The following is a 12,662-nucleotide window of genomic DNA, read 5'->3' on the forward strand; positions in this document are numbered from 1 at the left end:
TTGCGCCGTGCCCACCATTGTTGCCGCGAGGGTAGAAAGATGGTGGGCTCGCTTCGCTTTGCCCACCCTACAGGACCGTGCCTTTCCTACTGCACGCTCAGCGCGACAAACCGCAGCTCGCCGTCGCCGTTCGAGACCAGCAGCAGCACCGATTTCTTGCCGTCCTTCTTGAGCTGGTCGACCCGCTTCTGGATGTCGGCGCCGCTCGACACCGCCTCCTGCGCCACCTCGACGATGACGTCGCCGGCGGACAGACGCTTCTCGGCGGCGTCCGAATTGGCGTCAACATTGGTGACGACCACGCCCTTGACGCTCTCCTTGATCTTGTAGCGCGTACGCAGATCCTTGCTCAGCGCTGCGAGATCGAGGCCGAGCGCCTTCTGCGTAACCGGCTTCTCCGGCGCCGGCTCGTCGGTCTTCACCGCCGCCTGCACCTTGTCGGGATCCTGGAGGCGGCCGAGCGTGACCTTCTTGATCTCTTCCTGGCCCTTGCGGATGATGACGACGTCGACCTCCTTGCCGACCGCGGTGTCGGCGACGACGCGGGACAGGTCCTTCGGGTCCTTGACGTCCTTGCCGTCGAACTTGACGACGACGTCGCCGGGCTCGATCCCGGCGGGCTTGGCCGGGCCCTTGTCGTCGACGCCGGCGACCAGCGCACCGCGCGCGGGCTTGATGTTGAGGCTTTCGGCGATCTCGTCGGTGACGCTCTGGATGCGCACGCCGAGCCAGCCGCGGCGCAGCTCGCCGAACTGGCGGAGCTGGTCGACGACGCCCACCACTGTCTTCGACGGCACGGCGAAGCCGATGCCGATGGAGCCGCCGGACGGCGAGATGATCAGCGTGTTGACGCCGATGACGTCGCCGTCGAGGTTGAACAGCGGACCACCGGAATTGCCGCGGTTGATGGAGGCGTCGGTCTGGATGTAGCTGTCGTACGGCCCGGAGGAGATGTCGCGGTTCTTGGCCGAGACGATGCCGGCCGTCACCGTACCACCGAGACTGAAGGGATTGCCGATCGCGACCACCCAGTCGCCGAGGCGCAGCTTGTCGCTATCGCCGAACTTCACCGCGACCAGCGGCTTCGGCGGCTTGATCTTGAGCACGGCGAGATCGGTCTTCTTGTCGACGCCGACCAGCTCGGCCTTGATCTTGGTGCCGTCGTTGAGGATGACGTGGATCTCGTCGGCATCCGCAATGACGTGGTTGTTGGTGACGACGACGCCCGCCGTGTCGATGATGAAGCCGCTTCCGAGCGAGTTGGTCTTGCGCGGCGGGTTGTTGTCGCCGCGCTCGCCGCCCTTGCTGCCGCCGCCGGGACCCCGGCGGTTCTTGAAGAAGTCGTCAAAGAACTCCTCGAACGGCGAGCCTGGCGGCAGTTGCGGCATGGTGTTGCTGCCGCCCCCCTTGGCCTCGACCGTCTGCGAGGTCGAGATGTTGACGACCGCGTCGATCACCTTCTCGGCGACGTCGGCGATGCCATCCGGTCCACGCGCCTGGGCCGGCGTGCCGAACGCGCTGAAAGCACCGACGGCGAGCGCGGCCAGCCCAATTCGCACACCAAGTCGCACGCGGCGGCGCGAGCGGGACGGGGCAATGGTGGCAGCGGTCATTGTGATCTCCAGACAAAGGGATTCGGCGCCAGACTGCGCTCGAACGGGGGCACGGCGCAAGCGCGGAGCTTCACGGGCCTCAAGAGCCCGATAATAAGGCGAAAACCAGTCTGGCGCCTTCACTTTGGCGTTGGCCGAAGCCCTAAATCGGCCGACGCATAACCCAGATCAGGACCAGTCCGGCCACGGCCGAGGCAATCCCGACCGCCCGCAGGATGTTGTCCGGAGTGGCGATGGCGCTTTTCATGGCTTTGCGCATCCAGTTCGGACTGGCTGCGAACATCAAGCCTTCGAGCACGAACAGGATGCCTAGGCCGATGAGGAAGTCGGCGAACGCAATGGACCTCATCGGAATGGAACCTCCCGTTATGCTGTTCTTGTCTGGACAAAGGGCGGCGAAATCCGCCGCCCTTGTCTAGCTTACGGCTTCGCCGGCGTCTCGGTTGCCGTCTTGCCGGACGGGTTACCGAAGTACCGGAAGAAATCCGAATCCGGCCGCAGCAGGAAGCGGGTGTCGTTGGCACGCAGCCCGTTCTCATAGGCCGTCATCGACCGGTAGAAGGCGAAGAAGTCGGCGTCCTTGCCGTAGGCCTCCGCAAACAGGCGGTTGCGCTCGGCATCGCCCGCACCGCGGGTCTGCTCGGCCTGCGAATTGGCCTCCGCGACGATGACGGTCGCCTCGCGGTCGGCCTTGGACTTGATCTCCTGGGCCTTCTGGCCACCCTGTGCCCGGAACTCGGCGGCCTCGCGCTCACGCTCCGTCTTCATGCGCAGATAGACCGCCTGGCTGTTCTGCTCCGGCAGATCGGCGCGGCGGATCCGGACGTCGACGACCTGAATGCCGTAGCCGTCGGCCTCGCGGTCGAGCTGGTCGCGGATGCGCAGCATCAGCTTCTCGCGGTCGTCGCGCACCACGTTGATGAACGTGACCTCGCCGAGCACGCGGCGCAGCGCCGCGTTCAGGAGCGTGGTGAGCTGGATGTTGGCGGCCTGGATCGAGCCGACGCTCTGATAGAAGCGCAGCGCATCCTTGATGCGGTAGCGCGCAAAGGCGTCGACCACGAGCCGCTTCTGGTCGGAGGCGATCGCCTCCTGCGACGGGTTCTCCAGGTCGAGGATCCGCTTGTCGATGTTGATCACCGAATTCCACGGCGCCTTGAAATGCAGGCCGGGCGCGGTGACGACGTCGACCGGCCTGCCGAACTGGAGCACGATCGTCTGCTCGGTCTGCTGCACCGTGAACAGCGACATGTAGGCCACGATCAGGACCAGGAGCAGCCCGATCAGCGTGACGAAACCTGTAACCGGAGACCTCATCGGCTTGCTCCGCTCGACTGCGGACCGGGTGTCCGTTTGGGCGCCAGTTCGGGAAGCGGCAGATAGGGCACGACGCCTTGGCCTGAGGGGCCACCGTCATAGACGAGCTTGTCGGCGCCGCCGAGCACGCGCTCCATCGTCTCCAGATAAATCCGTTCTCGCGTCACGTCGGGCGCCTTCTTGTATTCCTCGTAAACCTTCAGGAAGCGCGCGCTCTGGCCCTTGGCCTCGGCAACCGCCTGCTCCTTGTAGCCCTCGGCGTCCTGGAGGATCTTGGCTGCCCGTCCATGCGCCTGCGGCACGACCTGGTTGGCGTAAGTGTGCGCCTCGTTTTGCAGCTGCTCGAGATTGGCACGGGCCGCCTGCACGTCGCGGAAGGCGTCGATCACCTGCGCTGGCGGATCGACCTTCTGCATCTGCACCTGGGTGATGAGAATGCCTGCGCCGTAGCTGTCGAGGGTCTTCTGGATCAGCTCCTGCACACGCTGCTCGATCGTGTTGCGGGCGCCGGTCAGGATCGGCTGGATCTGCGAACGGCCGATCACCTCACGCATCGCGCTCTCGGAGACCGCCTTCACGGTACCTTCGGGATTCTGGATGTTGAAGAGGAATTCGCCGATGCCGTCCGGCTTGATGCGCCAGAGCACGGTGAAGTCGACGTCGACGATGTTCTCGTCGCCGGTCAGCATCAGACTCTCTTCAGGCACGTCGCGAATGGAGCGGCCGCGCCGCGCCGGATCGTCGATCAGCGTCATGCCGACGGAGATGGTGTTGACGCGCAGCGCCTTGGGCAGCAGCACTGTCTCGATTGGATAGGGCAGATGATAGTTCAGGCCCGGCTGCACGGTGCGGACATGCTTGCCGAAGCGCAGCACGACGCCGAGCTCTTCGGACTGCACGCGGAAGAAGCCCGACAGCAGCCAGAATGCGACGATCAGCAGGATGATCAGCGTGATACCGATGCCGGAGAAATAGCCGCCCGGCATGATCTGCTGGAGGCGGTCCTGGCCGCGCCGCAGAAGGTCTTCCAGATCCGGCGGCCTCGGCCCGACCGGTTGCGGGCCCGAGCCCCATGGTCCCTTTGGACCCGAGCCCCATGGGCCACCGCCCTGATTCTTCCACGGCATTCGACGCTCTCCTCGGCAGGGTGGAATTGCCCCCGCCCGCTCTGTCCGGTCCGGCTTTATAGGGGACAGGCAAGTCCCTTACAACGCAGCCCTGACCGTCTTCCGAGCTATGCTCGGGCACGAAAAAGTCAATGTAAACATTGACGAAAGCGGTTAATGGCCGCGCCGCCGACGATATGTCACATAGGAGACGTCGGCGCTGTCGTCGGGGCCGGCAGGGTGGCGGATGCGTTCAACCTCGTCCCATTCCGCCTTGTCGATGTCGAAATGCGTGTCGCCTTCGGGGCGCGTGTGCACTTCGGTAATTTCGAGACGATCGGCGCGATCCAGCCATTGCCGGAAGATCTCGGCGCCGCCGATCACCGCGATCTCAGTGACCGAACGCCGCAGGGCATCGCCAAGCGCGACCGCACCGGCATCCGCTGGCGACGTCGTGACGATGGCGCCATTGGCGCGATAGGCCGCATCGCGCGTGACCACGATGTTGGTGCGGCCCGGCAGCGGCCGGCGCAGGGTCTCGAAGGTCTTGCGCCCCATGATCACGGGCTTGCCGATGGTCAGCGCCTTGAAGCGCGCCATATCGGACTTCAACCGCCACGGCATGGCATTGCCCCTGCCGATAACGCCGTTCTCCGCGATCGCGACGACGAAGACGATCTCCATCAGGCAGAGCTCCCGGCAAGCTGTGTCAGCGCAGGCCCGGTGACGCGGCACAGCGTCCAGTCGTCCATCATGACCGCGCCGAGCGATTTGTAGAACGCGATCGAGGGTGCGTTCCAGTCGAGCACCGCCCATTGCAGGCGCGACCAGCCGTTGTCGACGCATTCCCTGGCGAGATAGGCCAGCAGCGCCTTGCCGAGACCCTTGCCCCGATGCGACGGCCGCACATAGAGATCTTCGAGATAGATGCCGTGGCGGCCGCTGAAGGTGGAGAAATTGAGAAACCACACCGCGAAGCCGACCGGCTCGCCGTTCCACTCCGCGATCGCGCAATAGAGCTGCGGCCGCTCGCCGAACAGCGCGTCGGCGATGTCGGTCTCGGTCGCCTCGACCTCGTGCGTGAGCTTTTCGTACTCAGCGAGCTCGCGGATGAAGGACAGGGCGAGCCCGGCCTCCCCGGGCTGCGCACGGCGGATGGTCGACGACATCGGTGTCAGACCGCGACTTCCGCCTTGATGTGCGGATGCGGATCGTAGCCGACGAGCTCGAAGTCTTCGTAGCGGAAGGAGAAGATGTCCTTCACATCGGGGTTGATCCGCATCACCGGCAGCGCGCGAGGTGCGCGGCTGAGCTGGAGCCGCGCCTGCTCCAGGTGGTTGGAATAGAGATGGGTGTCGCCGAGCGAGTGCACGAAGTCGCCGGGCTTGAGGCCGGTAACTTGCGCGACCATCATGGTGAGCAGCGCGTAGGATGCGATGTTGAAGGGCACGCCGAGGAAGACGTCCGCCGAACGCTGATAGAGCTGGCACGACAGCTTGCCGTTCGCGACATAGAACTGGAATAGCAGGTGGCAAGGCGGCAGCGCCATCTTGTCGACGTCCGCCGGATTCCAGGCGGTCACGATCAGCCGACGCGAATCCGGGGTGCGCTTGATCATGTCGATGACCTTGGCGATCTGGTCGATGCTGCCGCCGTCGGGTGTCGGCCAGGAGCGCCACTGATGGCCGTAGACCGGACCGAGATCGCCATTGGCGTCCGCCCACTCGTCCCAGATCGTGACGCCGTTGTCGCGCAGATATTTGATGTTGGTGTCGCCCTTCAGGAACCAGAGCAGCTCATGCACGATCGCCTTCAGCGGCAGCCGCTTGGTTGTCAGCATCGGGAAGCCGGCCGACAAATTGAAGCGCATCTGATGGCCGAACACCGAGAGCGTGCCGGTGCCGGTCCGGTCGGTCTTCTCGACGCCGTCTGAAAGAATCCGCTCGAGCAGGTCCTGATACTGGTGCATGTTGCGACTGAGCCTTTGGGGAGGCGGCGAACTTAGCGGCCGCCCCCGCGCTGCAACAGCGGCGATTCGCTGTCCCCGTCGATTATACCCGGAAAAGTGAGTGTTCCCGGCACAAACGACAAGGGGGCGAAACTCAGCGTTCCGCCCCTCGCCTAGCGCCTTGATCGCTTTCGCTTAATTTGCCGGCTTGAGCACCGGGCTCCACTTCGCGATCTCGTTCTTGACCAGGGTCGCCAGCGCCTCCGGGGTTCGGTCCTTCGGCGCGGGGATGACGCTGCCGAGTTCGAGCAGGCGCTTCTTCACAGTCTCGTCGTCGAGTGCCTTGACGGCGGCGGCGTTCACACTTGCCACGATCGCAGGCGAGGTTCCCTTGGGCGCGAACATCGCGTTCCAGGCCTGAGCCTGGAATGCCGGCAGGCCAGCTTCCGCCGTGGTCGGCACGTTCGGCAGCGACGGGTTGCGCTCGGCCGTGGCGATCGCATAGGCCTTGATGGTGCCGGCATTGATCTGCGGGACGGCGTTGACGATCTGGTCGCACATGTAGTCGACCTGACCCGCCACCAGCGCATTCATCGCAGGTCCCGTCCCGTTGAAGGGCACGCCGACCGGCTTGATGTCGAGGATCGAGTGCAGAAGCTCGCACGAGACGTGCGAAACCGAGCCGACGCCGGCATGCGCGGCGTTCACCTTCTCGGCATTCGCCTTCACATAGGTGACGAACTCCTTGAGGTCCTTCGGCGGAAAGTCCTTGCGCGCCAGGATCAGGATCGGCGTGCCCGCCAGCAGGGCGATCGGCTCGAAGTCTTTCTCGGGCTGATAGGCCAGCTTCGGATAGAGCGGCACAGAGGCGGCATGCGTGCCCATATGCCCGGTGATCAGCGTATAGCCATCATTGGCCGCACGCGCTGCACGCGTCGTGGCAGTGGTGCCGCCGGCACCCACGACGTTCTCGATGATGATGCTCTGCCCCAGCGTCTGCGCCATGTGCCCGGTGACGATCCGTGAGATCACGTCAGTCGGCCCGCCAGCCGCGAAGGGCACGATCATGGTAATGCTGCGCGTCGGATAGGTCTGCGCCTCAGCCGTTGCGATAAAGGCGCCCAGCGATGCTATCGCTGCTGCACATGCGCCTGCGAGCGCGCGAATGAACGTCATGGCGATCCCCCTTTGGACACAATAAAATGCCGGCCCAAAGGCCGGCATTTCCATTTCACAAAGCCGTAACACAAGTCGATTCGACTTCCGAATGCGGCGTGCCGACGCAGGGCGCGCGGCGCGGGCGCAGGGCGCGAGCGACCTCAGTTCTCGGACTCGGTGAACACCTCGTCGCGCTTGGCGCGCAACACGGGGAGCACCGTCAGGACAAGCAGGCTCGCCGCGACCGCAAGCAGCACCGCCGACAACGGACGCGTCAGGAACACGCTCCAGTCGCCACGCGAGATCAGCAGCGCCCGGCGCAGGTTCTCCTCCATCAGCGGTCCGAGCACCATGCCGAGCAGCAACGGCGCCGGCTCGAAATCGTGCTTGATCAGCCAATAGCCGACGAGACCGAACACGCCGGCGAGGATGACGTCGACCGGCGCGTTGTTCACCGAATAGATGCCGATCGCGCAGAAGATCACGATCGAGGGGAACATCAGCCGGTACGGCACGCGCAAGAGCCGCACCCAGATTCCGACCAGCGGCAGGTTGATGATGATCAGCATCAGATTGCCGATCCACATCGAGGCGATCATGCCCCAGACGAGATCCGGCTGCTTCTGCATCACCTGCGGACCGGGCACGATGCCATGGATGGTCATGGCACCCACCATCAGCGCCATCACCGCGTTCGGCGGGATGCCGAGCGTGAGCAGCGGAATGAACGAGGTCTGTGCCGCGGCGTTGTTGGCACTCTCCGGTCCCGCCACGCCCTCGATCGCGCCGCGGCCGAACCGGGACGGGGTCTTTGAGAGCTTCTTCTCGAGCGTATAGGCCGCGAAGGACGCGATCACCGCGCCGCCGCCAGGCAGGATACCGAGGATCGAGCCGAGCACGGTGCCGCGCAGGATCGGCGGCGTCGCATCGGCCAGGTCCTTCCTGGTGGGCATCAGGCCGGTGATCTTCTGCTGCACGAGGTCGCGGTTCATCTCGGCGCCGTGGTCGAGATTGCGGATGATCTCGGCGAAGCCGAACACACCCATCGCCACCGTCGCAAAGCCGAGTCCGTCGGCGAGCTCCGGAATGTTGAAGGCCATGCGCGAGGCGCCGGTCTCGATGTCCGAGCCGACCATCGACAGCAAGAGGCCGAACACGATCATCGCAATCGCCTTCAGCACCGAGCCCTTGGCCAGCACGACCGCGAAGATCAGACCGAGCACCATCAGCGAGAAATATTCGGCCGGGCCGAACGCCAGCGCGAGTTTCGTCAGCGGTGCGCCAAGCAATGCGATCAAGACGGTCGCGACGCAGCCGGCGAAGAACGAGCCGATCGCGGCGATCGCCAGCGCCGGGCCGGCACGGCCTTGCTTCGCCATCTGGTGACCGTCGATGGCGGTCACGACCGATGTCGCCTCACCGGGTATGTTGACCAGGATCGACGTGGTCGAACCGCCATATTGCGCGCCGTAATAGATGCCGGCGAGCATGATCAGCGCGCCCACCGGCGGCAGTCCGAAGGTGATCGGCAGCAGCATGGCAACGGTCGCGATGGTTCCGATGCCAGGTAGAACGCCGACCAGCGTGCCGACGAGGGCGCCGATCAGGCACATCAGGAGATTGATCGGGGAGAACGCGACGGCGAAGCCGTGAGCGAGGTTGGCAAAGATATCCATCACGCCCTCACTGGATCAGGAAACGCGGAAACATCGGCATCGGCAGCCCGAGCACGTAGGGGAACAGGATTGCGCAGCCGAGCGTCAGGCAGGCGCCGACGATGGCCGCTTCCAGCCAGCGCGTCTCGTGCGAGCCCGTCGCCGCGATCATGAAGCTGGCAAAAGCCGTGACCACGAGGCCGAGCGGCCGGATCGCCAGCGCGAAGAACAGGATCGCGGCCATCACGAACAGCGGCCCGCGCCAGGAATAATGGGCAAGCGCCGGTCCCTCCGTGATCAGGCCGGTCAACGCGACGCCGGCAGACAGGGCAACCAGCAGCCCGCCGAACATACGTGGCGCAGTGCCTGCACCGAAGGAGAAGCCACGCATGCCCTGCAAATCACTCGACGCCCACAGCGCGAACAGGGCAAGGGCCATCAGCACGACGCCGCCGACATAGTCTTGCGCCGAACGGATGGTCATGAACACCGTGAGGATCGCCACCGCAAACAACGGATAGGAATAGATCAGCGCCAGCAGCACCTCGGACGACATCTTCTTGGCGCCGCCGCCGAACGATCCGAAGATGGCACTGGGCGCGCCGGCCAGCAGCGCTGTCGCGTGGCTGGTGACGACCGCCGCCGGACCGCGGCCAGTCCCCCAGCCGAAGATCGTCCCGATCGACCAGATCAATTCGAAAATCTGCGGCGCAATCGCCAGCAGACAAAAGCCGAGCGCCAACCGGATGTTTCGGGTGGCTGTCGCTGAGTGGCCCATCGTGTCGGCCATGCCTGTCTCCTCCGCGACCCGTAAGTCACGAGCACTGTTGTTCTAAATCGGCTGGAACTGGTTACCCCCGCCCGGATCACTGCCTAGCGATTTTCATCAGACAATGCCAGCAAAACCCAACACGCCACCGGCAAGGCGATGCCAGAGTGGATTGCTGCGCGAGATGGACGCGACCACCGCAACCATCGCGCTCAGAAGCAGTGCAGCAATTGTGCGATCGCAGGATGAGGGCGCTTCGCTGCCTGTCGGTCATCCAGTCATGCACCCCCAGTGCGCCCCGGTGCATCAGGTGCCGTCGCCGCGGTCCCGCCCTCGGCGAGCAGCGACATCGGACAGAAGGCGAAGATCAAGGACCAGATCGGGCTTCGGCCGGTCATGCTGCTACTTTCCGCCGCAGGAAATAAGTGACGCCGACGCTGACGGGGATCGCGACCAGCAGCCGCCATCAAGAGTCAGACCGCCGCGCGGGAGAGCGGCCCAAGGCGGCCTGAAACCTATCCAAAGGGAACCGCAGGATAGCTCCTCCAACCCTCTGTTTTTCGGGAGCTTTGCCCCCTATATTGGGAGTGCCGGTTCGCCGGCTATGGAAATAAACGGTCGTCGTAATAAACCATTCGGACCCGGGGGCGGTACCCGGCGCCTCCACCAAAGCCCACCATCGGGCGAGCTTGAAGCTGGGCTTTGGCGGGGGCGAAATAGGATCGACGAGGGCGTAAAGGGCGTGCTTTTTCCCGGTATTGTTCCGCCGTTATCGGGCTACTGCAATAGTTGCCAACGACAACTTTGCTCCGGTTGCTCAGGCTGCGTAACGCAGTTTGAAAGACCACTCTAAAGTCCTAGTGGGTTAAGCTCCGCTAGGCGGGGTTCGGAGGCACCTGGCAACAGAAGCCTCCACTTTACTCTTTGCTTTCTTCCCCGGCGGGGACTCCTGCTCACCCGTCAGGCGCGGTACTATTGCGGCTTGGCGAGTCGGATCGGCAGGGTCCGGCTTCGGGGATGCAACAGGACCACCATGGCGACCGATCATATCCGATACGATGTGCTGGCCCGCGACGCGCTGCGCGGCGTGCTGCGGAAGGTGCTGACCGATGCCGCGGCCCATGGCCTGCCGGGCGAGCACCATTTCTTCATCACCTTCGTGTCCAAGGCCGAGGGCGTGAAGCTGTCGCCGCGGCTGCTCGCGCAATATCCGGAGGAGATGACGATCATCCTCCAGCACCAGTTCTGGGACCTGACCGTGCTCGAGGACCGCTTCGAGGTCGGCCTGTCCTTTGGCGGCATTCCGGAGCGGCTGGTGGTGCCGTTCAGTGCGATCAAGAGCTTCCTTGATCCGTCCGTGAAGTTCGGCCTCCAATTCGACACCTCCGACGTCGCCGAGGTCGCGCCGGACAATCTGCCGGCGGCGCCTGCGCCATCGGCCGTATCGGTCCCGGCACCTGCCGCGGAGAAGGCGGAAGCTGCCGACGAGCCAACCCCGCCGAGCCAGGGCGGCGCCGAGGTCGTGCGGCTCGATCGTTTCCGCAAGAAATGATCTAGGTTGGCCGCGACGCCATCGCGCCCGCCCCAACTGCCTATATAGAGAAGCACATGAAGAGGCCGTGCGGCGTTTCGCGCGGCAGAATGGATGTGCTCATGGCCAAAGCTTCCCGCTCGAACACTGCCCGCCCGGCGACCCGCACCGAGACCGATAGTTTCGGTCCCATCGAGGTGCCCGCCGATTGCTATTGGGGGGCGCAGACCGAGCGGTCGCGCCAGAATTTCCGCATCGGCACCGACCGCATGCCGATCTCGCTCGTGCATGCCCTCGGCATGGTCAAGCTCGCCGCCGCGCAGTCCAATCTCGAACTCGGACTGCTCGATCAGCGCCGCGCCAATGCCATCGTCCGCGCCGCGCGCGAGGTGATCGAGGGCAAGCTGGACGATCATTTCCCGCTTGTCGTGTGGCAGACCGGCTCGGGCACGCAGAGCAACATGAACCTCAACGAGGTGATCGCCAACCGCGCCAACGAGCTGCTCGGCGGCGAGCTCGGCGCCAAGAAGCCGGTGCATCCCAACGATCACGTCAACATGAGCCAGTCGTCGAACGATTCCTTCCCGACCGCGATGCACATCGCGGCGGCAAGCCGCATCAATGTCGATCTCGTCCCTGCCCTCGCCGAGTTGCTGCGCGCGCTGCGCAAGAAAGAGAAGGAGTTTTCGAAGATCGTGAAGATCGGCCGCACCCATACCCAGGATGCGACGCCGCTGACGCTCGGTCAGGAATTCTCCGGCTATGCCGCGCAGGTCGAAAGCGGCATCGCCCGGCTCAAGGTCGCGGTGAAGGACCTCTATCCGCTGGCGCAGGGCGGCACCGCCGTCGGCACCGGCCTCAACTCGAAGCCGCGCTTTGCAAAACTGTTCGCAAAGCATGTCGCCGGGATCACCAAGCTGCCCTTCACCAGCGCCGCCAACAAATTCGAGGCGCTGGCCTCGAACGACGCCTATGTGCTGGCGCATGGTGCCATCAATTCGGTCGCGACCGGCCTGTTCAAGATCGCCAACGACATCCGACTGCTCGGCTCCGGACCGCGCTCGGGCCTCGGCGAATTGATCCTGCCGGAGAACGAGCCCGGCTCCTCGATTATGCCGGGGAAGGTCAACCCGACCCAGTGCGAGGCGATGACCATGGTGTGCTGCCAGGTGTTCGGCAATCACACCGCGATCACGGTCGCCGGCAGCCAGGGCCATTTCGAGCTCAACGTCTACAAGCCGGTGCTGGCCTACAACATGCTGCACTCGATCCGCCTGATGGCGGATGCCGCGCGCTCCTTCACCGAGCATTGCGTCAGCGGCATCCGAGCCGACGAGAAGCGCATCAAGGAGTTGATGGAGCGCTCGCTGATGCTGGTGACGGCGCTGGCCCCGAAGATCGGCTACGACAACGCCGCCAAGGTGGCCAAGACGGCGCATGCCAACGGCACCACGCTGAAGGAGGAGGCGCTGCGGCTCGGCTTCGTCTCGGCCGAGGAGTTCGACCGCCTGGTGCGCCCCGAGAAGATGACCAGCCCGGGATAAAATTCCGAATTCCGATAGCCA

Annotated in this window: 12 protein-coding genes and 1 other RNA gene; 3 read left to right on the top strand and 10 right to left on the bottom strand. The window is 64.6% G+C overall.

The genetic code is table 11. The features are described from left to right. Nucleotides 1–86: 86 nt before the first annotated feature. From AB7M16_RS10490 to AB7M16_RS10535, 10 genes are all read right to left on the bottom strand, one after another. Nucleotides 87–1,613 carry a Do family serine endopeptidase gene (locus AB7M16_RS10490; protein WP_260380256.1) on the bottom strand — a complete coding sequence of 509 codons (1,527 nt, stop codon included), beginning with the start codon at nucleotides 1,611–1,613 and terminating at the stop codon, nucleotides 87–89. Between the two features lie 142 nt (nucleotides 1,614–1,755). Continuing rightward, complete coding sequence (locus AB7M16_RS10495) at nucleotides 1,756–1,962, bottom strand: DUF2065 domain-containing protein (RefSeq protein WP_172787439.1); 207 nt, start codon at nucleotides 1,960–1,962, stop codon at nucleotides 1,756–1,758. 71 nt (nucleotides 1,963–2,033) lie between these two features. Continuing rightward, nucleotides 2,034–2,930, bottom strand: coding sequence for a protease modulator HflC (gene hflC / locus AB7M16_RS10500; protein ID WP_212259142.1), 897 nt, complete (start codon nucleotides 2,928–2,930; stop codon nucleotides 2,034–2,036). Further along, complete coding sequence (gene hflK / locus AB7M16_RS10505; RefSeq protein ID WP_172787441.1) at nucleotides 2,927–4,057, bottom strand: FtsH protease activity modulator HflK; 1,131 nt, start codon at nucleotides 4,055–4,057, stop codon at nucleotides 2,927–2,929. The genes hflC and hflK overlap by 4 nt, the downstream gene beginning before the upstream one ends. Nucleotides 4,058–4,210: 153 nt before the next feature. Beyond that, entirely contained in the window at nucleotides 4,211–4,720 is a 510-nt protein-coding gene (locus AB7M16_RS10510; protein ID WP_453943847.1) for a dihydrofolate reductase, read from the bottom strand. Beyond that, nucleotides 4,720–5,205 (bottom strand): N-acetyltransferase family protein, encoded by a 486-nt coding sequence (locus AB7M16_RS10515; protein ID WP_453943848.1) that lies wholly within the window; start codon nucleotides 5,203–5,205, stop codon nucleotides 4,720–4,722. Before AB7M16_RS10515 ends, AB7M16_RS10510 begins: the two co-directional genes overlap by 1 nt. Nucleotides 5,206–5,210: 5 nt before the next feature. After that, a complete protein-coding gene (locus AB7M16_RS10520) occupies nucleotides 5,211–6,005 on the bottom strand; it encodes a thymidylate synthase (RefSeq protein ID WP_172787444.1) in 795 nt (264 codons plus the stop codon). A gap of 174 nt (nucleotides 6,006–6,179) precedes the next feature. Beyond that, the gene (locus AB7M16_RS10525; RefSeq protein ID WP_172787445.1) at nucleotides 6,180–7,160 is read right to left on the bottom strand and encodes a tripartite tricarboxylate transporter substrate binding protein BugD; all 981 of its coding nucleotides are present in this window, start codon (nucleotides 7,158–7,160) and stop codon (nucleotides 6,180–6,182) included. A gap of 143 nt (nucleotides 7,161–7,303) precedes the next feature. Then, nucleotides 7,304–8,818 (bottom strand): tripartite tricarboxylate transporter permease, encoded by a 1,515-nt coding sequence (locus AB7M16_RS10530; RefSeq protein WP_172787446.1) that lies wholly within the window; start codon nucleotides 8,816–8,818, stop codon nucleotides 7,304–7,306. Between the two features lie 7 nt (nucleotides 8,819–8,825). Next, a complete protein-coding gene (locus AB7M16_RS10535; protein WP_453943849.1) occupies nucleotides 8,826–9,587 on the bottom strand; it encodes a tripartite tricarboxylate transporter TctB family protein in 762 nt (253 codons plus the stop codon). Between the two features lie 529 nt (nucleotides 9,588–10,116). Between AB7M16_RS10535 and ssrA the strand changes: the two genes are divergently transcribed. The 3 genes from ssrA to fumC all read left to right on the top strand — a co-directional run bounded on the left by ssrA (nucleotide 10,117) and on the right by fumC (nucleotide 12,641). Beyond that, nucleotides 10,117–10,483, top strand: a transfer-messenger RNA (tmRNA) gene (gene ssrA / locus AB7M16_RS10540). A 116-nt stretch (nucleotides 10,484–10,599) separates the two neighbouring features. Further along, a complete protein-coding gene (locus tag AB7M16_RS10545; RefSeq protein WP_172787448.1) occupies nucleotides 10,600–11,118 on the top strand; it encodes an SspB family protein in 519 nt (172 codons plus the stop codon). 89 nt (nucleotides 11,119–11,207) lie between these two features. Continuing rightward, on the top strand, nucleotides 11,208–12,641 hold the full coding sequence (gene fumC / locus AB7M16_RS10550; protein WP_453943850.1) for a class II fumarate hydratase: 1,434 nt from the start codon (nucleotides 11,208–11,210) through the stop codon (nucleotides 12,639–12,641). The last annotated feature ends 21 nt before the right edge of the window (nucleotides 12,642–12,662 follow it).

The sequence above is a fragment of the Bradyrhizobium sp. USDA 372 genome, from assembly GCF_053629095.1.

Coding starts and splice junctions, on each gene's coding strand:
- AB7M16_RS10530 (WP_172787446.1), bottom strand. CDS start 8,818: ATGGATATCTTTGCCAACCTCGCTCACGGCTTCGCCGTCGCGTTCTCC.
- hflC (WP_212259142.1), bottom strand. CDS start 2,930: ATGAGGTCTCCGGTTACAGGTTTCGTCACGCTGATCGGGCTGCTCCTG.
- AB7M16_RS10510 (WP_453943847.1), bottom strand. CDS start 4,720: ATGGAGATCGTCTTCGTCGTCGCGATCGCGGAGAACGGCGTTATCGGC.
- AB7M16_RS10515 (WP_453943848.1), bottom strand. CDS start 5,205: ATGTCGTCGACCATCCGCCGTGCGCAGCCCGGGGAGGCCGGGCTCGCC.
- fumC (WP_453943850.1), top strand. CDS start 11,208: ATGGATGTGCTCATGGCCAAAGCTTCCCGCTCGAACACTGCCCGCCCG.
- AB7M16_RS10545 (WP_172787448.1), top strand. CDS start 10,600: ATGGCGACCGATCATATCCGATACGATGTGCTGGCCCGCGACGCGCTG.
- AB7M16_RS10490 (WP_260380256.1), bottom strand. CDS start 1,613: ATGACCGCTGCCACCATTGCCCCGTCCCGCTCGCGCCGCCGCGTGCGA.
- AB7M16_RS10495 (WP_172787439.1), bottom strand. CDS start 1,962: ATGAGGTCCATTGCGTTCGCCGACTTCCTCATCGGCCTAGGCATCCTG.
- AB7M16_RS10525 (WP_172787445.1), bottom strand. CDS start 7,160: ATGACGTTCATTCGCGCGCTCGCAGGCGCATGTGCAGCAGCGATAGCA.
- AB7M16_RS10535 (WP_453943849.1), bottom strand. CDS start 9,587: ATGGCCGACACGATGGGCCACTCAGCGACAGCCACCCGAAACATCCGG.
- AB7M16_RS10520 (WP_172787444.1), bottom strand. CDS start 6,005: ATGCACCAGTATCAGGACCTGCTCGAGCGGATTCTTTCAGACGGCGTC.
- hflK (WP_172787441.1), bottom strand. CDS start 4,057: ATGCCGTGGAAGAATCAGGGCGGTGGCCCATGGGGCTCGGGTCCAAAG.